General features: G+C 34.4%; 20 protein-coding genes. 13 read left to right on the forward strand and 7 right to left on the reverse strand.

All coding sequences use genetic code 11. The annotated features are described in order from the left end of the window. Window positions 1–9: 9 nt before the first annotated feature. From BLHYD_RS06045 to BLHYD_RS06065, 5 genes are all read right to left on the reverse strand, one after another. Window positions 10–1,176 carry a glycosyltransferase gene (locus BLHYD_RS06045; protein ID WP_005944730.1) on the reverse strand — a complete coding sequence of 389 codons (1,167 nt, stop codon included), beginning with the start codon at window positions 1,174–1,176 and terminating at the stop codon, window positions 10–12. Window positions 1,177–1,218: 42 nt separating this feature from the next. After that, window positions 1,219–2,271, reverse strand: coding sequence for a glycosyltransferase family 4 protein (locus BLHYD_RS06050; RefSeq protein WP_005944732.1), 1,053 nt, complete (start codon window positions 2,269–2,271; stop codon window positions 1,219–1,221). Window positions 2,272–2,348: 77 nt separating this feature from the next. Then, entirely contained in the window at window positions 2,349–3,221 is an 873-nt protein-coding gene (locus BLHYD_RS06055; RefSeq protein WP_005944734.1) for an ATP-grasp fold amidoligase family protein, read from the reverse strand. A gap of 14 nt (window positions 3,222–3,235) precedes the next feature. Beyond that, window positions 3,236–4,003, reverse strand: coding sequence for a glycosyltransferase family 2 protein (locus tag BLHYD_RS06060; RefSeq protein WP_005944735.1), 768 nt, complete (start codon window positions 4,001–4,003; stop codon window positions 3,236–3,238). A 20-nt stretch (window positions 4,004–4,023) separates the two neighbouring features. Beyond that, a complete protein-coding gene (locus BLHYD_RS06065; protein ID WP_005944736.1) occupies window positions 4,024–5,280 on the reverse strand; it encodes a nucleotide sugar dehydrogenase in 1,257 nt (418 codons plus the stop codon). 2,417 nt (window positions 5,281–7,697) lie between these two features. Between BLHYD_RS06065 and BLHYD_RS06075 the strand changes: the two genes are divergently transcribed. Beyond that, on the forward strand, window positions 7,698–8,126 hold the full coding sequence (locus tag BLHYD_RS06075) for a hypothetical protein (protein WP_005944740.1): 429 nt from the start codon (window positions 7,698–7,700) through the stop codon (window positions 8,124–8,126). Window positions 8,127–8,805: 679 nt separating this feature from the next. Here the strand turns inward: BLHYD_RS06075 and BLHYD_RS06080 are convergent. Beyond that, complete coding sequence (locus BLHYD_RS06080) at window positions 8,806–9,711, reverse strand: HipA domain-containing protein (RefSeq protein WP_005944741.1); 906 nt, start codon at window positions 9,709–9,711, stop codon at window positions 8,806–8,808. A gap of 3 nt (window positions 9,712–9,714) precedes the next feature. Beyond that, window positions 9,715–10,173: a helix-turn-helix transcriptional regulator gene (locus BLHYD_RS06085; protein WP_021846062.1), complete on the reverse strand. Its 459-nt coding sequence runs from the start codon at window positions 10,171–10,173 to the stop codon at window positions 9,715–9,717. A gap of 264 nt (window positions 10,174–10,437) precedes the next feature. Between BLHYD_RS06085 and cps2T the strand changes: the two genes are divergently transcribed. The 12 genes from cps2T (at window position 10,438) to BLHYD_RS06145 (ending at window position 22,997) form a co-directional block, all read left to right on the forward strand. Continuing rightward, on the forward strand, window positions 10,438–11,685 hold the full coding sequence (gene cps2T, locus BLHYD_RS06090; RefSeq protein WP_005944743.1) for a beta 1-4 rhamnosyltransferase Cps2T: 1,248 nt from the start codon (window positions 10,438–10,440) through the stop codon (window positions 11,683–11,685). Between the two features lie 13 nt (window positions 11,686–11,698). Next, entirely contained in the window at window positions 11,699–12,547 is an 849-nt protein-coding gene (locus BLHYD_RS06095) for a LicD family protein (protein WP_005944744.1), read from the forward strand. A gap of 29 nt (window positions 12,548–12,576) precedes the next feature. Continuing rightward, window positions 12,577–13,527 carry a capsular polysaccharide synthesis protein gene (locus BLHYD_RS06100; protein WP_005944745.1) on the forward strand — a complete coding sequence of 317 codons (951 nt, stop codon included), beginning with the start codon at window positions 12,577–12,579 and terminating at the stop codon, window positions 13,525–13,527. 60 nt (window positions 13,528–13,587) lie between these two features. Next, window positions 13,588–14,727: a glycosyltransferase WbsX family protein gene (locus BLHYD_RS06105; protein WP_005944746.1), complete on the forward strand. Its 1,140-nt coding sequence runs from the start codon at window positions 13,588–13,590 to the stop codon at window positions 14,725–14,727. Between the two features lie 21 nt (window positions 14,728–14,748). After that, window positions 14,749–15,987, forward strand: a complete 1,239-nt coding sequence (locus tag BLHYD_RS06110; RefSeq protein WP_005944747.1) for a nucleotide sugar dehydrogenase — start codon at window positions 14,749–14,751, stop codon at window positions 15,985–15,987. A gap of 29 nt (window positions 15,988–16,016) precedes the next feature. Further along, window positions 16,017–16,859, forward strand: coding sequence for a glycosyltransferase family 2 protein (locus BLHYD_RS06115; protein ID WP_005944748.1), 843 nt, complete (start codon window positions 16,017–16,019; stop codon window positions 16,857–16,859). A 58-nt stretch (window positions 16,860–16,917) separates the two neighbouring features. Further along, window positions 16,918–18,237 carry an O-antigen ligase family protein gene (locus tag BLHYD_RS06120; protein ID WP_242648376.1) on the forward strand — a complete coding sequence of 440 codons (1,320 nt, stop codon included), beginning with the start codon at window positions 16,918–16,920 and terminating at the stop codon, window positions 18,235–18,237. A gap of 29 nt (window positions 18,238–18,266) precedes the next feature. Next, window positions 18,267–19,367, forward strand: a complete 1,101-nt coding sequence (locus tag BLHYD_RS06125) for a polysaccharide pyruvyl transferase family protein (RefSeq protein ID WP_005944750.1) — start codon at window positions 18,267–18,269, stop codon at window positions 19,365–19,367. Between the two features lies 1 nt (window position 19,368). Further along, a complete protein-coding gene (locus tag BLHYD_RS06130) occupies window positions 19,369–20,367 on the forward strand; it encodes an ATP-grasp fold amidoligase family protein (protein ID WP_005944751.1) in 999 nt (332 codons plus the stop codon). Beyond that, a complete protein-coding gene (locus tag BLHYD_RS06135; protein WP_005944752.1) occupies window positions 20,364–21,308 on the forward strand; it encodes a Coenzyme F420 hydrogenase/dehydrogenase, beta subunit C-terminal domain in 945 nt (314 codons plus the stop codon). The genes BLHYD_RS06130 and BLHYD_RS06135 overlap by 4 nt, the downstream gene beginning before the upstream one ends. Before the next feature lie 102 nt (window positions 21,309–21,410). Then, complete coding sequence (locus tag BLHYD_RS17430; RefSeq protein ID WP_242648377.1) at window positions 21,411–21,536, forward strand: 4Fe-4S binding protein; 126 nt, start codon at window positions 21,411–21,413, stop codon at window positions 21,534–21,536. A 12-nt stretch (window positions 21,537–21,548) separates the two neighbouring features. Next, window positions 21,549–22,997 carry a lipopolysaccharide biosynthesis protein gene (locus BLHYD_RS06145; RefSeq protein ID WP_005944754.1) on the forward strand — a complete coding sequence of 483 codons (1,449 nt, stop codon included), beginning with the start codon at window positions 21,549–21,551 and terminating at the stop codon, window positions 22,995–22,997. Window positions 22,998–23,132: the final 135 nt, after the last annotated feature.

The raw sequence follows: 23,132 nt of genomic DNA on the forward strand, positions 1-23,132 counted from the left end.
ACTCCAATTTTACCGCAATAGTTCTTCCCACACATTCATAATGTGTTCTGGCCTAAACTGATTTGCTCTTTCAATCGCCTTTTTTGCATAATTCTCTAAAAGGATTTCATCTTTAATAAGCTGTTTTATTCCATCTGCCAATTTATCTTCCGCTTCAGATAAAGTTACTCTTTCGTAGTCAAAATCATTATTCACGGGAACAAGTATACCAAATTCCGCCAATTCCACTTCAGATGTCTTCCAATCTACAGGCGTGGATGGCGCCAGTATTTCCCGACAACCTGCATCACAATCAGTTGAAATAATTGCAACGCCACAATTTCCCGCTTCAATCAGTGCCATAGGAAGCCCTTCTGTTTCTGCTGGATTTGCGTAAATATCAGCCTCTGCTATCTGATGGTAGGGGTTCTGTACATAACCTGGCATACTAATGACATTTTCCAGTTTCAGTTTCGCTGTCAGCTTTTCAAACGTCCCCCTCAATTCACCGTCTCCATAGATTGTCAAATGCGCAGAGGGATACTCTTCTTGGACTTTTTTCATTGCTCTTATCAAATGCCATTGACCTTTTTCCTTTACAAATCGTCCCATGTTTACGACTTCGATTTTTTCCTTTTTAATATCTTTTTGATGTGGTTTAACAGAAATATCACAGAAGTTATAAATTGTCTTTATATTTGATTCGGAAATACCAAAATTTCGAATCATGTTCTGCCTAGCACACTCTGACACACATACAACTATGTCAGATAAAACAGAAACCAGCCATCCCCGAATCTTATTTTTTCGAGAAGGCGTTTCCATCGTGTGTACATATGTAATTACTTTATCCTTATACCTCGAAAAAATGTTGACATAATTGCACATTGGCAAATGGCTAATTGTAAATTGAATATGGTTTAATTTCTTGATTTTTTTCGTACGCTGAACTCTTCTAAACAGAGTAATTGTTTTTCTCAATAACCCTTTTGCTGGCGGCAGCCTCAAATCAATCAACCGTCCTGCGTATGGATATGTAATGTCTTTTCCATCATGAACAATAAGAAAAACATTATAGTGCTTCGCAAATTCCAAAGACATATTTGCCGCGACACGTTCTGCCCCTCCCTTGTTGAGAGTAGGTACAATAATTGCAACATTCTTCTTTTCAGTATCTAGTTGCCCGTTTCTTTGCATAATACTGTTTCTCCTATTAAGGATAAAATAATATGTAAGGTTCTATTTGCTTAGTACAAATCCAACTTTTTTCTGGATAGTTTCCATAACTCTTTCAGGATCATATCTTTTTGCTTCCTTCAAACATTGTTTTCTCATAGTGAAAACTAGTTCTGGAGCACTCATCAAGTACTCCATTAATTCTTCTAATTTCTCAGGTTTTTCAGGATCATACAACAATCCTGTATAGCCCTCCTGAATTATCTCGCCGTTTAAGTGCCAATCTGTTGCAATAATAGGGACTCCGGCAGAAAAAGCATCAATAATTGTTCCTGGGAAACCCTCACCATAGAATGTAGTTGGAAATAGTAATGCATATGCCCCTGTGAGGATTTCAACGCTTTTGTCCGCTGATATCACGCCATTGTAATTTATCGCTCCATTTGATATAGCAATGTACCTTTTTATGACAACGTCATAATTATCCTCAATCGGCCCATAGATTTCTAATCTAGCTTTTATAAAACCACATTTTGTATTAATGTTGATAACTGCCTCACAGGCTCGTCCAATTCCTTTTGCTTCATTAACTCTACTAAAGGTGCAGAATCGGAACTGTTTAGGATAAGATAAAACTAAACTGTCTTCCCCTATACATTTTAGCCGTTTAAAATTGGGAAGGTATTCAACTTTCTTTACTCCCAAATCTTCTAATCGTTTTTTTAGCTGTACAGATTCCACCCAATTAACTGAGAACTTATTCAACTGTTCAATTAGTTGTGGATGTTGTTTTATAAGGCTGTCTATAGAACCTCCTATACAATCGTGCAAAATTGGTTTTTTGAACAGTGTGTTCAGTCTGTTCACAACAGGAAAAATAACTTTCATTCCGTTTCTTGACAAAAGTATAAAAACAACATCACTTTTCTTCAACACCTCTATAATTTTGAAAAAGATATTGAATGCCCTTTTTTTATAATTATAAGTATCTGCAATTAAAACTTTCGAGTTAGGATCCATGTGAGTGATTTCTTCAACCAAAGTTCTCGTTTTTATCGTTTGTCCATCGCATAAATCCGTACCTTCCGCCGTACGGCCTATTATTCCATATGTCATCTTTTTTCTCCAAAATAAATGCACTGATTAATTATAATAAAATCAAAATATATATTACTCATTTTTTCACTATTATTTTACATACGATTATATACACCTAAATCCAACCATTCTCCTATCCTTGCATCTGCATTATCAGGTGCCAATGGCATAATGCCAGCAGAAGGCGTAAATGTCAGTTCAGAAAAATATAATTTATTATTAACATTCATTAAGTCAACCCGTACAAAAGGGAAATCCTCTGATAGTTTTTTCGCTATTTTAAGCATTTGTTCCAAATTATTCGGCATTTCAGGAAGTGATTCAAAACGTTTGTGGTCAAGACGGTAAAAATCAGCAGGTTCTCCATTAGGCCAAAAAAAATCACATCTCATATTATGAAAGTCTCCATTCGGTGTAATCGCAACATAATAAAACCTTGGAATACCATTAAAGCAGAAAAATTTGTAATCCTTCAGTTCACCTTCAAGGAATTCCTCACAAACGATCCTTCTTTGTATTTTACTGTAATGAGGTTCACCTGATACTAAGCCAAAATCTTCTTTTAACCAAGTATTCAATTTTTTTATGGCTTGTTTTTTATCCAATGTGTCTTTGTCGGTGCAAATAATGTTGTATGCGCATCCATGCGTACACTTTAATACAAACCTATTAGGAAGACTTTCCCAATTAATATCTTCCGTCTTCTCCCAAACTCCAATTATCTTTACAAGTAATTCTTTATATCCTTTTTCTTGTATATAATTGTGAACTAAATATTTATCAGTACAGCGAATAACTTGCGGATTTTTAGGGAATTCTCGCAATTTTAGCCAGCATAATTTTTCGTTAAATGTAGTGGGTGTATTTAGATTTAATTTCTTATGAACAAAAGTCCAATACATTATTTTTGAAGATAACTCTATATCAATACGCGATATTGTTTTACGCATTGTCCGTACAAACTTCATATACTTTTTTCTCCCTACCGTTTCCTGTAAACCCGTTTCCAAACTGCCAAGACTGCATATCTTATAAAGCAATAACAACTAAATAGCAAAGATAAATGTTCAATATTTCTATAAAGATTCCATACCCCTTTTATCGCTTTAATTTTATTGCTGCTCAATGAATTTCCTGCCCTGCGGTATTCTGCAAGAATTTCATCAAGACCATAACATTTATATCCTGCTTTTAGAATTTGAAGCCAAGTTGCTGCGTCTTGTCTTCTTCTAATATCCGGCATTTCCAGATATTTTCTATCAACAATATCTATATCCACCATAATTCCTACTGTTTGAAGCAAATTATTTGTCAAAAATCCCACATAATCTACTTCGGGCAGCATATGTACTTGTTTATTCAATGGTTTCCCATCATCATCAACTACTTCGTAAGATGTGCATGAAAAACTACAAGGCTTGGATTTCATGAAAGAGACTTGCTTTTCTAGTTTATCGGGTTTCCAAATATCATCTGCATCTAAATATGCAATGAAACGACCTGTAGCTTCATTCAGCGATATGTTCCTAGCTTTAGCTGCGCCACCATTAACAGGTTGTTTTATCAATTTTATTCTTGGGTCTTCTTTTGCTATTGCCTCAATAATATCCACAGTATGATCTGTTGAACAATCGTCAACTATAATCATTTCCCAGTTCTTATATATTTGATTCTGAACTGACTTAATTGTATCGACAATGTATTTTTCACTATTCCACGAAGGGGTTATTATTGAAACTTTATCCTGCATTCTCTTTCCTCACTGATTTCTCAATCTCTCTGGAAAATGTCTCTCGTATACACTTTGTCTTTCACATCATCCAGACAATCGTCATAGCGGTTTGCAATAATGGCCTGGCTCTGTTTCTTGAATTCATCCAAATTGTTGACTACGGCCGATCCAAAGAACGTACTACCGTTTTCTAACGTCGGCTCATAAATAATCACAGTTGCACCTTTTGCTTTAATACGTTTCATCACACCTTGGATGCTGCTCTGGCGGAAATTGTCACTATTACTTTTCATAGTCAGACGGTAGACACCAACTATTACCAATTTTTCTTTACTTTTACTATATTGATTATCTCCGTCGTAACCGTAATACCCAGCTATTTTCAATACACGGTCGGCAATGAAGTCCTTGCGAGTGCGGTTGGATTCCACGATAGCTTCAATTAAATTTTCCGGCACATCGTTATAATTTGCCAGCAGTTGACGAGTGTCCTTGGGAAGACAATAACCGCCATATCCAAATGAGGGATTATTGTAATGACTGCCAATACGCGGATCAAGACACACCCCATCAATAATCTGTTGCGTATTCAGCCCCTTCATCTCAGCATAGGTATCTAATTCATTAAAATAGCTTACCCGCAGAGCCAAATATGTATTAGCAAATAACTTAACCGCTTCGGCTTCAGTAGAACCCATAAACAATGTATCAACGTTTTCTTTGACTGCACCTTCACGTAAAAGCTGCGCAAAAATATGAGCAGCCTTTACCGAATGGGTATTCTCTATATCTGTACCAACAATGATTCTGCTAGGGTACAGATTATCGTATAATGCCTTACTTTCGCGCAAAAACTCTGGGCTAAAGAGGATATTGTCAAAATGAAATTTTTCACGGATACTTTTGGTATAACCAACAGGAATCGTAGATTTAATTACTATAATGGCTTCTGGATTATGCTCAATGACCAGCTTTATAACAGCTTCTACCGCGGAAGTATCAAAAAAATTTCTTTTGCTGTCATAATTGGTAGGTGTTGCAATAATCACAAAGTCAGCATCGCTATATGCAGCTTTCCCATCAAGCGTGGCTGTTAGATTCAAATCCTTTTCTGCCAAATATTTTTCAATATACTCATCCTGTATCACAGGCTTACGATTGTTGATCTGCTCTACTTTTTCTTTCATTACATCAACGGCAGTCACCTGATGTTGTTGTGCAAGCAACACTGCCAGAGATAACCCAACATAGCCAGTACCGGCTACAGCAATTTTTAAATCTGTAAAACTTCTCATATTTGCTATTCTCCTAATTACACTACACAATTATTTTTCTCTGTCTTTGTAAAATCTGTATATTACGGGTTGTACCGAGCTTATAATCCAAATTAGCCTCTGATGTATTGATATCAGCACAGGGTTAACAAAATTCTTTATCAGCAATATGGGTTTTCATAAAAATAAATGAAGGATGTTCGGACGGTTCTACAAACCTTGCATCCTTCAACTGCGCATCATAATAACCATTCATATTATCGATAGCGGCAATTAGTACATCTTTATAATTTTCATAAAGGTGTTTTTCTAAACTGAAACTTATATCTACAAAATATCTTGCAATCACCCCAACTCAAAACACATCAACTGAACTCAATATTATTTTTATAATTTCGCTTTTGCCAACTCCAAATAATTGTTATTATTTCACAAAAACTAATTATAAAATTTTTATTCTCTTCACCGGATATTTTTTCTATGTATTCTGTATAGTTACAAAAGTATCTATAAAAATCAGATTATCAGTTATTTTTATTTGTTGATATAAAAAATAACTAATTAGATCAGAATTCTTTGGCTGTATTACTAATGAAAATATAAAAAAAATGATTTTTATGGAAAATATCGGTAAACAATAAGGTTTTTGTATTGCTATTTGGGTACAGCAATGTTAGAATTGTAGCTACAGGAGTTTAGTTACAATTTTTTATACAAAAAAGGTTTGACAAAGCAGAAGCGTATTGTTAAGAAGGGAGTGGAGCTAATAGATTAACCATGAAAAAAACTTTCTGTTGGAATTGGAAGTTTCAAGAAATTCACAGGAATGGTTTTTACTATGTGGATAAGGCAGGTCTTATTAAAGAACTGCTTGAGAATTGGGGAAAAGTAAAGCTTTTTCCCATCGTGTATATTCGCTTAAAAGATGTTGATGCAAACAGTTATAAAGTTGCGCAAGGTACGACAATCAAAATAACAAACCAAGAAGCCAGGAGACTAAAGTTTTTTTGATATTTCAATAAACATTATTAAAAGCGTACTATTATATTCATTGGTGAATATGACGTGTCTTTGGCAAAAACAAATGAACTAGCTATTATAAAAAAATAGTAAAGTTGATTCGCAGCCTATCCGGTGCGGTTTTAAAAACCAATGAAAATCTTTTTTTGTTGTCTTAGTGGGATGTCTACGTATGGATAAAGAAGATATTTTACTAGACTCAATAATTTTGATGTGTTTTCAATCAAGGATGTTGAATTTGACGAATATTTTTGCTTTACAGATACGGAAGTCCAATATATGCTCCACTACAAGAGTCAAGAGCGTATTTATGATACTGTACAAGAATGGTATGACAGTTACCGCTTTAGAAAGGTAGACATATATTATCCATGGGATGTGGTCTGTTATTGCAGAACTCATAAAAGCAATAAAAATTTACCACCAAAAATATTGATTAGATACCAGTGAGAATGATGTGGTTAAACATTTAATAGATGGAACGGGAATTCAGAAAAATCTACCAAAATAGAAATGGAACAGTTAATTAATGATGAAAATATTCAAAAAGTGATTCATCAAGAGTTAACATATCTTGAATTATATTCTTCAATTGATAATATTAGGAATGCGCTCTTTATGACGGGATATCTCACACAACGGGTAAATTAGTGAGCAATGAACTCAGTTCGGTGATTCCGAATCGAGAAATACCAAATATTTATGCAGAACAGATATTATTAATATTTAAAAATCAAGTTTCAATATATGATGCGGCGTTGGAGACTTTTTACACTTCTTTGGTAGTTGGAAATCCTCAGGAAGTGAAACAACAATTTGCTGCTTTATTGAGAAGATAGTCAGCGTCCGAGATACTTTTGGAAAAGAACCTACGAAAGAAAATTTTTATCATAGAATTTTGCTTGGCATTTTGGGTTTTAAGTCTGGATGGGTTATGACTTCTAATAAAGAATCGGGAAATGGTTTAAAAACATTATGATTTCAATGATGATGAGGATGTTGGAATTATTATAGAAATTAAATACGCCGATGAAAATATTGAAGCTGTGCGCTTAAAAGTTCTTAATTATAGCAACGTTAATCAATACGTGAAGAATCTGCGTCAGGCTGGTATTCGTACGATATTGAAATAAGGTATTGCCTGCAATAGAAAAAGCTGCCGAGTACTACTTGAAACGAAAAAAGTAACTGATCTGCAACCCATAAAAGAATAACTAAATATTTTCAGTAACTTTTGTGTAATATGATATTTACTCAAAAATGTATTTAGAAATTTTTTGAAATGTTGATTTAAGAAATCGTAAGTTTTCCTGAGAATTCATATCATCATTTTCCAAATGTCTTTCTAATCATATAGTTTTGACACCAAATAGTCATATTGTAAATAAAGTCGCTGGCAAAAGGAAAGGTGACATAAAATGGAAAAACAACATGGCAACTACGAAAATTATAACACAAAGTTAAAACAAGATGCAGGTAATGGAACGTCAAATGCTCCAATAGGTCCGAGAGTAGGCAACTCAGAAGAGATTGTCAATCTTATTAAACAATATCTCTCACAACACCCTGCAAACTACGAACCTGGCATTGAATCACTGTTGGAACAAATTTATTTCTGTTATATGGACTTCAATCCGGTAGAAAATGCCAGTGTGAGAAAAAACTATAACGGTTTACTCGATTTGTTGCACGGACTAGCTCTGGGCCAAATTTCTTGTACAGAAGAAACGGAGGAACAGCTTATCGATTATGTCAATGCGGCATGCTCCGAGTATGAACGCGAAGCTTTCATAGAAGGAATGAAAGTCGGAGCCAGAGCGATAATAGAACTAATGGGAAGTAAGTAGTAACAACTGAAGTAAATAAAAAACAGACAGAACCCTGCTGTGAATGAATAGGTTCAAAGCAGGGTTCATTTTTGTGACTGTATAAAACTTTTTAAAGTAATAATAAATTGTAGGTTGTACAAAAATGTACTATAATGTTAAAAATTAGGAGAGAAATTTTGTGAATTTTTCCTATCACATTTTATTCTTTTCTAGGATATAATTTCTTATAGAAGAATCGTATTCAGAGTAATAAGAAAAAACACTATTTTTACAAAAGATAAAATACTCTGGATATGATTCTTTCTAGTTAAATTTAAAACTTATAGACATTTCTTTACATAATTAGATAAATAATGTTTAAGTCAATCTGACTGAATATCATCTTGTAATTCATTTCTTCATTATAGATCAGCATACTTTTATATTCGATTCCAAATGTAACTGACCTGTACTCTTAAACGTTTCAATATCTCAACATTTCTCTATTCCCTGATAACAGTTTAAGGTTTGATAAAATCGCCTAGTTCAATCTAAAAGAAAAACAAGGTGATCTGAGTATCAATATGAGAGAATCATATCTAGAGCATTTTATCTTTTGTATAAGGTATCTTTTTTTCTCTACTTCTGGATACGATTCTCCCTAAAACTATTATACCAGAAAATATAAGGAAATGTATAAATGATGTTAAAAAAATTACTAATTTTCATTTGATAAACTACTTTTGCTCTTACAAAGCTTTTCATATGAGAAATTTAATATATGTTCTTTCCGTTCTTTCAATATAGTTTTGTAAAAAGTTTTCTGTAGATCAGATATAAATGGTGTTTCATCTATGATTTTATTTATTTTAATCAAATCAATTCTCGCTAAAATACGTTTTAAAGCTTGGTTACAATCAGTGTTTTGAAGAGAAGATATGAAGTCAAAATATCGAATTTTTTTTCCATTAATTTTAATTCCCGATAAAGGAATTTCAAATACTCGCAGATTTCTCTCTTCTGGATCTTCTAAGGTATTTTTCATAATTTCTTCACTAGCCTGTGGAAACAGACAGCTACCGCAATCGTATACTGGTGCAAGTTTGATTTCATCTGTAGCGTTATTATAAAGAAATCCCCAATTTCCATTGTGTCTGTCCCAATTTCCAATCAGAGCATCTACAATAAATATATCCCAAAACCATTTAATAAGTATTGGCGGATCGATAGCCGTCTGCATTTCTAGTGTTGTGAGAATATCACTTAATTCCGTGCCGTATCCATTATGCATGGAATCTATCATCGTGTTTTTCAAAGACGCAAAATCCTGAAGAATCAAGCCTGTTGCTGTAAAATCTTTACAAGCCACAACTATCTTTTTTTTACCATTTTTAGTATAGGTTCCGAGCAGAGTCTTCTGAACGGGAATTCCTACGCTTTCAAAAATATGGCAGCCAATATACTCAGAAATACAACCATTTGTATAACTCATTTCCCTGTTTCTAGAAGGCAGCGAGGGAAATTTGAGCATATACTGCTCTCCATTATAAATGACGGAAATCTTACTTCCATTTGCTCCGGCATAAGTTTTGTTTCGAACCGGTAGGTTGGAGAAGTCAATCATTCGTTAGTCACCTCTTTTCATTCTCAAATATTTTTCTCGTAAATACCACGCTTGTTCAGACGAAATTTCTTGTTCTACCTCTGCCGAATTTATATCAGCATTTAACTCGCTCCATGCAATATCCCAATGATAATCTACTTTCCCACTGTCTTCAATTACCCAAGACGCAATCATATTTTTTAATGATCTTTGCAGGTAGGGAGGTAATCCTCTTTCAAGGTATTCTTTATTTGTAGGTAATCCTGTATCACAATCATAATTTTTTTGAGTGTCCAATGTCATAATTTCCTCCATTGTACAACCAAGTGCCTTTGCAAGCTGAAAAACTGTTCGGGCTGAACAATTTTGTAAAGAACTTTTTCCTGAACATATGTCCGTAACCGTGGTTTTAGGAATACCACTGATTTTAGAAAGACGATATCTAGTGATGCTTTTTTTATCAAGATAAGCTTGTAAATCCATAACTCTCATCCTTTCCTTTTTATATTGTATCGGTATACCGACCTTCTGTCAAGGAGAGAAGATTGTACAAAAATGTTATTATTCTTCACTTCCTTATATTTATCAGTTAAATTCGATAAAAATAAATTGAAATTATTATTTGGGGATTAGACATTTTTGACTTTCTACATTTGAAAAAAGGATTATAAAACTATTGAAGAAATTTTAATAATAACAATTATTTGGAGTTGGCAGATAGATTCTACACTTCCAGAGGAATTATTAATGAGTACAACAATAGAAGTTAATAATAAAATAGTAAAAAAATTGGAACAGCATAAGACTAACCTAGCATATCGTACAAACAAACAACAGGTTTTTATTATCGGATCAAAAGGTATTCCGGCCTCTTATGGCGGTTTTGAGACATTCGTTGAAAAACTGACAGAGTATCAGACGAATTTTAGAATCCGTTACCATGTTTCTCGTATAGGAAACGATACTATGCGTTATGAATACAATGGCGCAAAATGCTTCAATGTGAACGTTCCAGATATAGGAGCAGCAAAAGCAATTTATTATGATATTGCTGCTCTTCGATACTGTATTAACTACTGTAAAGTGAGGCCATCGATTCAAAAGCCTATTTTTTATGTGCTGGCCTGCCGGATTGGACCATTTATTGGAACGCTGAAAAAACAAATAGCAGAACTTGGCGGTACTTTGTATGTTAATCCTGACGGACATGAGTGGAAAAGAGCAAAATGGAGCGCATCGGTTCGAAAATATTGGAAAATTTCTGAGAAGCTGATGGTAAAACATGCAGATCTTCTCATATGCGACAGCAAAAATATCGAAAAATATATCAGAGAAACCTTTCCCAAGTATAATCCCCGAACGACATTTATAGCATATGGCTCAGATACAACGCCGTCTATATTATCTGATAATAGTGAAACTTTCACAAAATGGCTGTCTGAAAAGAATCTGAGAGCGAACCATTACTATCTGGTTGTCGGAAGATTCGTACCCGAGAACAACTATGAGACTATGATTAAAGAATTCATGAAATCAAAAACTTCACATGATTTTGTTTTAGTCACAAATGTAACAGAGAAATTTTTAGAGGAGTTAAAACTCAAAACCGGATTTCATAAGGATAAACGTATCAAGTTTGTGGGAACGGTATACGATCAGGAATTATTAAAGAAAATCAGAGAACAAGCTTACGGGTATTTTCATGGACATGAAGTAGGAGGAACAAATCCATCTTTGCTAGAAGCCCTCGGCAGTACAAATTTGAATTTACTATTGGATGTAAACTTTAACAGAGAAGTCGCACAAAATAGCGCTCTTTACTGGACAAAAGAAAACGGGAATTTGGCAGCGTTAATTGATAAAGCAGATCAAATGTGTCCGCAAGAGATTAACGAATATGGAAAAAAAGCAAAAGCCAGAATAACAGAGGCATACAGCTGGCAGCATATCGTATCTCAATATGAAAACATCTTTCTTAAAAATATTGATATATAGGAAATGAAAAGCGATGAATAAAAGTGACATATCTAATATAAAACTGCTTCAGCAAGTAGATCTGGAAATTGTAAAAGCTGTGGCATCGTTATGCGATCGACACAATCTTACATATTATATGATAGGCGGAACCATGCTGGGAGCAATACGGCACAAAGGATTTATCCCTTGGGATGATGATATTGATCTGGGTATGCCCAGAAAAGACTATGAGAAACTGCTTATGATTGCTCCGAAAGAGCTTCCCGAACATTTGAAAGTAGTTAATTACAGGAATACGCCGCATTACCAATACTATATTACCCGTATTTTAGACACTCATACGAAAGTCATAGAAGAAAGAATCGGTAACAGCAGTAGATACACTCATGTTTCCATTGACATTTTTCCAATTGATGGCACTCCAAACAATAGATTTTTAAGAAAATTTTATTTTTTGCGGGTACTCTTTCATAGGGCCTTGATGTCATTATGTTATAAAGATTCCATTGATCGCAAACGTAACAGAAGTACAGTGGAAAAAATTTTCCTTTGGATTATGGAACGCTTACCAATAGAAAAACTAACTACTCCATACAAGCAAAAATGTAAAATTGATAAATTATTGAGAAAACAGGACATTCAAACGTCAAACTTCATAGGCAATATTATGGGAGCCTACAGAACCAGGGAAATCGTTCCAGCAGAATATTACGGCACAGGAAAAATGTATTCATTTGAAGACATAGAACTTCGAGGAGTAGATATGTACGATGAGTATCTGACTTACACATACGGTGACTATATGAAGTGGCCGCCAGAGGAAAAAAGAAAGACTCATTTTAAACTCATAGAGATTCACGGAAAAAAGGTAAACGTCTAATAAGCAATGGGAAGGCACGCTTATTCGTTATGAAATTAAAAAATATACTAAAAAAACAAGGTGGAAGTAAACTGCTGAAGCAGTATTGGCAAAGCGGGGTATTTTTTACAGCAGCGGCAGAATTTTTACTTTTAGGAAAGAGCCGGACAGCTCTCGAAATTTTAAGACTGTCTGCACAGCTGAAGTCTAAAAAAAAGCTTGAAAAAAAATACAAAAAAAATTTGTTGGATTTTGATCGGCAGTTTGATAGGACTCTATCTCAGAAAAGCAGCGAGAAAATATGGATTTGCTGGTTCCAGGGAATAGAAAATGCACCTTATATAGTTCAAAAATGCTATCAATCTATAAAAGAAAACATACCTGATAAAGAAATAATCGTTTTAACAGAAGATAATCTTGCAGATTATGTTCAATTTCCTGAGTATATTTTGTCAAAATGGAAAAACAATATTATCACCCATACACATATGACAGACTTACTCAGACTTGAATTATTAATTCGTTATGGTGGTATGTGGCTGGATGCTACTGTTTTTTGCAGCGGAAAAGAAATACCCGATTATTACTTTGATTCTGATTTATTTTTTTACCAGTGTTTAAAACCGGGGCGGGACGGACATGCAATTTATATTTCTAGCTGGCTTATAAGTGCAAAAACGAATAACAAAATTTTGATGGCTGTACGCCATCTCTGCTATGAATATTGGAAAGAAAACAATAACATGATGGATTACTTCCTGTTACACAGCTTCTTTTCTATAGTCTTAGACTATTACCCGGAAGAATGGAGACAGATTGTGCCAAGAGATAATGCGACACCTCACATATTATTATTACGGCTATTTGAGCAGTATGATGAAAGAGTATGGGAAAGCGTTAAAGCACAAAATTGTTTTCATAAATTGACATATAAATTCACTCAAAAAGAAGAAGCACTTGAAGGAACTTATTATAGAAAGTTATTTGATATAAAAGATTAAAATTTCATCATTATTTGACGATTAAAAGTTTTAAATATGCATCACGGAAGGAATTAGAAAATGAGAGCTAGAGTAATTGCATATTATTTGCCTCAATATCATCCCATTCCAGAAAATGACAAGTTTTGGGGGAAAGGATTCACTGAGTGGACGAATGTGGCAAAAGCGAAACCGTTATTTAAGGGGCATTATCAGCCTCAGATTCCTGCTGACTTAGGTTTTTATGATTTACGCTTGCCGGAAATCCGGAAAGCGCAGGCTGAGCTTGCAAAAGAAGCAGGTATAGAAGGTTTTTGCTATTGGCACTATTGGTTTGGAAATGGAAAAAAAGTGTTAGACATGCCGTTCCAAGAAGTATTAAAAAGTGGTGAGCCTGACTTACCTTTTTGCTTAGGATGGGCAAATCATAGCTGGACCACGAAAACCTGGGAAAAAGGAAAGAGCTTTTCTTCCGAAACCATGATTTTTCAACAGCTTTATCCTGGTGATGAAGATTATATTGCACATTTTTACGATGTACTTCCAGCTTTCAAAGACAAAAGATACATTACCGTTGAAGATAAACCGCTGTTCGTTATCTTTCAACCTGATGATCTTCCAGATTCTGAACATTTTATAGAACTTTGGAATCATTTAGCTTTGGAAAACGGGCTAAAAGGAATATTTTTTGTCGGCAGATGTGATGCACTACCTTCCTTGAACCAGTCGAACATAAAGCATATTGATTCATTGACCAAGCCTCGTTATGAACAGCTACTGTCCAGAGGATTTGACGGTGTAAATTCCGTGACATTAAAATACGCAGAATTTAAATCCGCAGGGATGATACATAAAGGCATTCACTCCATTTTAAGAAAATATTTTGGCGGAATGGTTCTGGATAAGTACAGATATTCAGATATCATAAAGCATTTTATAACACCTGAGGACTATAGCGAGAGAATCTATCCGCAGTTGATTCCACGAAGAGACCGTTCTCCGCGTTCTGGACGAAAAGCTATGATTTATTACGACAGCACTCCTGAATTATTCAAATTAGCAGCCGAGAATGCAGTGAAATGTGTTGAAAAGAGAGATAAAAATCACCGTTTGATTTTTTTGAATGCGTGGAATGAGTGGGGAGAAGGTGCTTATATGGAACCGGATTTGAGATTCGGACATAAATATATTGAAGCTTTAAGAGAGGTTCTGACAAATTAGAAATATAAGGAGATTCAAATTATGAAGATTACAGTTTCTGGAACTGGATATGTAGGGTTATCACTTGCTGTTTTGTTGGCGCAAAACCATCAGGTGACAGCGGTGGACATACTTCCGGAAAAGGTTAAATTAATCAATGACAAAAAATCTCCTCTTCGAGATGAATACATAGAGAATTATCTGCTGGAAAAAGAACTTAATTTAACAGCCACGTTGGATGAAAAGACTGCGTATGAAGACGCTGATTTTGTGATAGTTGCGGTTCCAACGAATTATGACAGCAAGAAAAATTATTTTGATACATCAGCAGTCGAATTAGTGATAGAGACTGTGATGAAATATAACCCAAAAGCTACTGTAATCATTAAAAGCACCGTTCCTGTAGGATTTACGGAAAATATAAGAAAAAAGCTTAACAAAAAAAATATTCTTTTCAGTCCTGAATTTTTGCGAGAATCCAAAGCGCTTTTTGATAATTTATATCCATCAAGAATTATTATCGGTACAGATTTGAGAGATCCGCAGCTGATGCAGGCCTCACAAAGCTTTTCTGCTCTTTTAAAAGAAGGTGCAATAAAAAAAGAAATTCCAACTTTGTTTATGGGATTTACTGAGGCGGAAGCAGTAAAGCTGTTCGCCAACACATATCTTGCATTGAGAGTAAGCTACTTCAATGAATTGGATACTTATGCGGAAATAAAAAAACTGAATACGAAACAAATCATAGACGGCGTATGTTTAGATCCCAGAATTGGAAACTGTTATAATAATCCGAGTTTTGGATATGGCGGGTATTGTCTGCCTAAGGATACAAAACAGCTTTTGGCAAATTATGCAGACATACCAGAAAATCTTATTGCGGCAATTGTAGAAAGCAATCGTACTCGAAAAGATTTCATCGCCGATCGTGTTTTGAATTTAGCGGGTTACTATGATTACAGTGATGACAAAAGCTATAACGAGATGCTGGAAAAACATGTTGTTATTGGTGTTTATAGATTAACGATGAAAAGTAATAGCGATAACTTTCGTGACAGCAGCGTCCAAGGTGTGATGAAACGTATAAAAGCAAAAGGCGCCACGGTGATAGTTTTTGAACCGACTCTGGAAAATGGAAGTACATTTTTTGGTTCTTTGGTTGTCAATGATTTGAAGGAGTTTAAGAAAAAATGTGACGCAATTATAGCAAACCGCTATGATGAATGCTTGGAAGATATCATTGACAAAGTATACACGCGTGATCTTTTTTTCAGAGACTAAAGATTAAACTATAAGAAGGAAATAATTAAATGAATGAATTAATATCAGTCGTCATTCCAAGTTATAATCGAAAAAACACAATACTATCTTGTATTCGAAGTGTATTGGAGCAGACATATAGTAATCTAGAGGTTATCGTGATAGATGACGGTTCCACAGATTATACCTATACATTATTTAATGATTCTTTCGATGACAGAGTAAAATTTTTCAGATATGAAGAAAACAGGGGCGCATGTTACGCTCGAAATTTGGGGGCTGAATTATCTTCTGGGGCATATATTGCCTTTCAGGACAGTGATGACATCTGGAAAAAAACTAAACTCGCGAAAGAATTAAGCTATTTAAAAAAAGAAAATGCTGATATGGTGTTTTGTGGGATGAATAGAAAAGATCCCATTCATAAAACCTCCAAATATTATCCAGATGAGACTTTCCGCTCAGATAGAAATATTTTAGCTCAACTGCTGGAAAATAATGCAGTGAGTACGCAGACAATCTTAATAAAAAGAGAAGTAATAAATAAAATAAAATTTGATGTCACTTTTAAACGGTATCAGGATTGGGATTTTGCATTGCAGGCAGCAAGTTCAGGTATTAAGATAGCCTATTTAGCAGAAGGATTAGTTGATTCTACTATTCAGGGTAACAGTATCTCAGCAAATGTAAAAGAAGGGGTTGCCTACGAACACTTAATAGAGAAACACATGGATTTATATAACAAAAATCCCAGAGCTCTCGCAGCTATTTATAAAAAAATAGGAAACAGTTATAGAAACAGCAACAGGAAAAAGTCTCGATATTTCTTTAAAATGAGTTTAAAAACTCAGTTTCACTTAAAAGTTTTTGTAAAATGGATTGTCGGTCGGTAAAAAGAGTTAACTTCGTAAAAAATATGAGATCAGAATGGAGGCTTATGCTGTGTACGGAATGAAAATTAACAAATGGAATTTAATGATATACAGTGGCTTTTTTTGTTTGCTCATGCCTACATTTATGATTTCTTTTGCAGGGTACCTGTTTCCAGGAGCAAGTATTTATCTATGGATGGCTGCAAGTCTAGTTTTTTCTTATTTTTATGCATCTTGCGGGAAAATATGCCTGAAAATATCTATCCCTAAGCTGTTAAAAAAACCAGGGCTTGTCTGGATGTTAATTATAATTATCGTTTTAATGCATAATTATGATTTAAAAGAAAGCATCACAGCCAGACAGCCCATTTGCTATATTAGTCTCTTTATTTTATTTTTTATATTAAGTCAAACCATAACTTGGGTAAAATTTTTCTGGGGAGTAGTGAAAATATTCTGTACTTTTCACCTTATCACAGGAATTTTTTTCTTGTTCAATAAGTCAATGCTTATAAACAATATCATACCGTTATTTCAGGTAGATGAAAATGTAATCAGGCTGCTATATCAAGCCATTGAAAATGGATATATGACCGGATTGTGTTACCATTATAGCACGATGGGCATGTACATGGCATTGGGAGTCGTTGCATTTTCAGACATGCTTTTGCTTCAGAAATCGACCTGGATCCAAAAAATTGGATTTTTTTCGATGTTTTTAGGACTGTTACTCACAGGTAAACGGGGACCTCTTTTGGCCGTTGTGTTAGCATTACTTATCGTTTATCTGACAACGAATAAATTGTTGAACAGGAAAAAATTGTTCAGAGTATTTGCAGGACTAATTTTTATCTTTGCATTGATTATGGTGGCTTATTATAAAATTCCTCAAGTACAAAGTACAATTAATCGCTTTATAGTTGAGAGCTCCGACATCAATTCATTTTCAAGCGGACGTGTGGATTATTTTTATGTCAATGCGATTTCTATGTTCTTGGAAAAACCTTTATTTGGAAATGGCTGGAGATTTTTCAGACATAATATAGAGCACTATTCCGGCGGTATTATTGGAACAAACGATGCTCACAATATATTTTTAGAGCTTCTGGCAGACACAGGAATAATCGGCCTCACAATTTTTATTTGCTTTTTTGCAATGTCCATATTTGTTACTTATACTACGATTAAAAAGATTACTGGATCATATTCTTCCAATGCTCATGAAGTATTGTATCTCAAAAAAGCATTTGTATATCAGTTGTTTTTCCTTATGTATGGATTGTCAGGCAATTCATTGTACGATGAGCAGTGTTACATTCCATATTTTGTCTGCTGTATTGCAGGTTATACTTATAATCTTCAATTTCGAAACAGGATTATAAGAAAGAGGCCATGCTGAGAGTACCTATTATACAAGGAGTATAGAGTATGAAAAAAGTTCTTATAGTAACCAAAATAGGGAAAAATTATGGAGCTCTATTACAGGCTTATGCCCTAAAATGCGCGATAGAATCTTTAAATTGTAATGTTCAAATTTTAAATTATGCTTTGCCAAGTACAGTATCGACATATGAGCCTTATCCTAAAATAACCGGTTTTAAATCTATGCGCCGATTCTTGGCAGGTTTAGGGACATACCGGTTTCAGAAACGGAGTATAAAAAAATTTTTGTCATTTAGAGATGAGTATTTCAATTTTACAAAAGAATATCACAATTTTGAAGAGTTATTACAGGATCCTCCTGAAGCACAGATATATTTTACAGGAAGCGATCAAGTATGGAATCCTCTCATCAATTTTGACGAAGCATATTATTTGATGTTTGCTCCTGAGAATACAGTGCGTGCCTCATACGCTGCTTCTTTGGGCATATCCCAAATACCAGAAAAATATCTCTCAGAATTTCAAAAGAGAGTGAAGAATATTACATTTCGCTCTGTACGTGAAAGCTCTTCAAGAGAATTGCTGCTGGGGATGAATATCTGTTCTTCAGTTCACATTGACCCAACTTTGCTTCTGAAGTCTGAACAATATAATAAACTTTCTGCCAATATAGAAATCAAAAGGCCATTTATTCTACTGTACTTTTTGATTATGCCGTCGTCTCCTGAACAATATATAAAAGAATTAAAGACTTTATATCCGGATCATTTAATAGTAAATCTGCATGGGGATTTAGGAACGAAGCGTATAGGTGATGTCCAAATTGCAGATGCAGGACCAAAGGAATTCCTGAGCTTAATTAGGGATTCTGAAGCAGTTGTCACCTCCTCCTTTCATGGAACTATATTTTCCATAATATTTCACAGACCCTTTCTTTCGTTCTTACCACAAGGGACTGGCGGAAGAATACTTGACCTTCTCGATGGACTATGTTTGTCCGACCAAATTATCTTTTCGCCAAACCAAATAGAAAAGCTGAAAAATGAACTTCCATATAATGAAATTGACGTTGTCATTGAAAAAAAACAGCAGGATGCTTTTAAATATTTGAAAAAGGTTGTAATGGCAAGCAAAAGGACGGATTAAAATGAGTATTAAATCAAAAATAAAGTCTGAGTGTCCTTTATTATATCAACTCTATAAAATATTAACCGACATAAAGGATGCTCAAAAAATAAAATCTGCTGAGAACAAATTTTATTCCCTTGCCGATTGGCAAATACGCCAATTAGACTCTGAGCTGTACTTTAAAGCTCAGGGAAAAGTATTGGATTGGAATCACTTATTAACCTATACAGAAAAGATGCAGTGGGCAAAGCTGTATGACAAGGATCCCAGAAAAGTTATTTTATCCGATAAGTATGCAGTAAGAGCTTGGGTCTCGGAAACTATAGGTGAAGAATACTTAATACCCTTAATTGGAGTTTGGGACAAATACGAGGATATAAATTTTAAGGTACTTCCAGAACAGTTTGTAATGAAAACAAATCATGGATCAAACGATGTTGTGATCGTTCGTAGCAAATCGAAATTGTCTTTAGCTCAAAAAATTGAAATGAGACGAAAAATAACAAATTCTTTAAAAAGAGATTATGGAAGTATATACTGTGAACTTCATTATGGAAAAATTCCTGCTAAAATTATAGCAGAAAAGTTTCTTGATTCTGGCGAAACAGATTTGCAAGATTATAAATTTCTATGTTTTTCCGGCAAACCATATTTTTGTTGGGTAGATATCGGAAGGTATACGAAACATAAAAGAAATGTATATGATTTGAATTGGAATTTACAGGATTGGAATCAATTTACTTATGGAAATACGGAATATGAAATTGAAAAACCAAAAAATTTTGACCAAATGATTGGACTTGCTGAGAAACTTTCTCGGGGATTTTCTCATGTTCGAGTAGATCTATATAATATTGATGGAAAAATTTATTTTGGTGAAATGACATTCACAAATGGAAGCGGTTTTGAGAAAATTATACCTCCATCTGCTGATCTTATGCTCGGAAATTTATGGGACATTGATACGAAAAGTAATTCAGAGGACAGTACGAAGAAGTTGGAGCGAGATACAAAATGACTAATACAAATTATCCAATTTGTTACGCTGTAAAGAACAAAAATATAGACATAGTTGCACAGTCCCGGTCAGGAGGAGCATTTACAGCATTCTCAGATGATGTATTAGAAAAAGGCGGTGTAATTTACGGCTGTGTGTTTGAAGGTTTAAAGGTCTTACACATCCGCGCTGTCTCTAAAGAAGGCAGAGATCGAATGAGAAATTCAAAATATATACAAAGCAATATCGAAAATATCTACCTACAAGTAAAAAAAGACTTGGATGCCCAAAAAATAGTCCTTTTTTCAGGAACCCCTTGTCAATGTCATGCTATTAAAAAATATATAGGTAATAAAGTATATGAGAATCTAATCTTGATCGACATCGTCTGTCAGGGAGTTGCCAGCACAAAAGTATGGGAAGATTACTGTGCCTATGTCTCAAAAAAAGTAAAAGAACCAATTGTCAGCGTTTCATTTCGTAATAAAAAATTTGGCTGGAAATCGCATATAGAATCCTTTTATGGGAATAAGAAAGAGTACCATAGTGGAATAATGAGAGATTTAATTTCCAACAGATATATTCTAAGACCATCCTGTTATAGCTGCCCATACAAGAATATGCAAAGACAAGGAGATCTTACACTGGGCGATCTATGGACAGATGAACAAATGAAACTTCCGTTTAATGATTATGACGGTATTTCTCTGGTTTTAGTGAATTCAGATAAAGGACAGGAAATATTCAATGCCTCTGCTTCAAAAACAGAAAGTATAAGAATTGATATTACCAGATGTAAGCAACGTTCACTGCATACGCAGGTCGAACCTCAGAAAAATAGAGAAGCTTTTTGGAAAAATTATAAAAAAAGATCATTTTCTTATATCATCTCGCATTATACAACAGAAACACGAACTAATCGGTTCAAAAAATTTATTAAACAGGTAGTCCGGCGAGGGTAAATTATGGAAAAAACATCAAAATCTCCTATATTGTATAGTAGTAAAGAGGAATGCTGCGGATGCGCTCTTTGCTGCGCCGTATGTCCATCTCAAGCAATTAATATGGAATATGACACGGAAGGTTTTTTGTATCCAGTTATTGATGAGCATAAATGTATAAAATGCAAAAAATGTTTGAAGATATGTTTTTTCCCAAAAAAGACACTATTCAAGGCTGAGAGGAGCTGAACCACTTATTTGATGAATATTGTAAAAGGACTATTAAAAAAATACAACACTTTGCCGATAGCTGCTAAAGCTACTATATGGTTTGTTTTTTGCAGTACACTGCAAAAATGTATCTCTCTGATTACAACGCCTGTCTTCACTAGAATTATGAATACTGAACAATATGGTCAGTTTAGTGTTTATAATTCCTGGTTGCAGATTTTTACGATCATTACTACCTTACGGCTCAATTATGCCGTTTTTAATAAAGGAATGAGCAAATATAAAGACGATCGAGATGGCTATACATCGACAATGCAGTCTTTGACCTTTATTATAACAGGTATTGTATTTCTCATTTATTTGCTCTTTCATAATCAGATTAATGCAATAACAGAATTGCCTACCTTTGTTATGGTAGCTCTATTTCTTGAACTTTTTGTGACTCCCGCAATAGACTTTTGGACAATTCGAAAAAGATATGAGTATATATATAAACCGGTTGTAATACGTACTTTGATTATGGCCGTTTTAAATGCCAGCATCGGTATCGTGGCTGTTTTATTGTCAGAAGAAAAGGGATATGCAAGGATTCTCACCTGTATTCTGGTGAATATTTGTTTTGGTACTGTCTTGTTTATATATAATCGCAGGCACGGCAAAATTTGGTTAAAAAAAGAATACGTTGTTTTCGCATTAAGTTTCAATCTTCCATTGCTTCTGCACTACATTTCTCAATATATCTTGGAACAATTTGACAGGGTAATGATCCAAAAGCTGGTAGGTATAGCTCAGGCGGGAATCTTCAGCGTCGCTTATAATGCAGGAATAATGATGAAAATTGTGACCCAGAGTATTAACAATGCACTGGTGCCCTGGCAGTATGAACAGCTTGAAAAGAAAAATTTCAAAGAGATTGACAATGTTTTATTTGCAGTCTTTTTGCTGATCGGGGGATGTGCTTTAATATTTTCTGCATTTGCACCAGAAATAATGAAAATTTTAGCAGATGAAAAATATTATGAAGCTATATATGTGATACCGCCTGTAGCTATAGGAACGTTTTTCTCATTTGCATATACAACATTTGCGAATGTAGAGTTTTTCTTTAATCAGAATAAATTCACAATGTATATTTCTATGTTAGGAGCAGTCTTGAATATTAGTCTGAATTATCTATGCATTAAGAAATTTGGCTATATTGCTGCTGCATACACAACACTTTTTTGCTACATAGTATTTACTGTTAGCCATTATATTTACATGACGGTAAGCGTTAAGAAAATGTTGGCTGTCTCTAAGGTATTTAACACAAAAAGGATAAGCCTTCTAGCTGTATCAATACTGTTTGTCGGATTAATTTTGATAGGACTGTATGATAAAATAATAATTAGATATCTTTTCATTATTTGTGGGTTAGGAACTCTTTACTTTAAACGGAAGCAAATAATTAATATATCGAAACTTGTACAAAGGAAATAACAGCAGGGTTATATGATGATTCCGGGAAAAAATTTGTTGGATCAATTCTATCCGAAAAATAGCCAACAGTTGGCAGTACCTCTGTTCTGAATCGGTGGTTTCCTATCTCTATATTAAAAATTTACACCACGACAG

Source organism: Blautia hydrogenotrophica DSM 10507, from assembly GCF_034356035.1.
GTDB lineage: Bacteria > Bacillota > Clostridia > Lachnospirales > Lachnospiraceae > Blautia_A > Blautia_A hydrogenotrophica.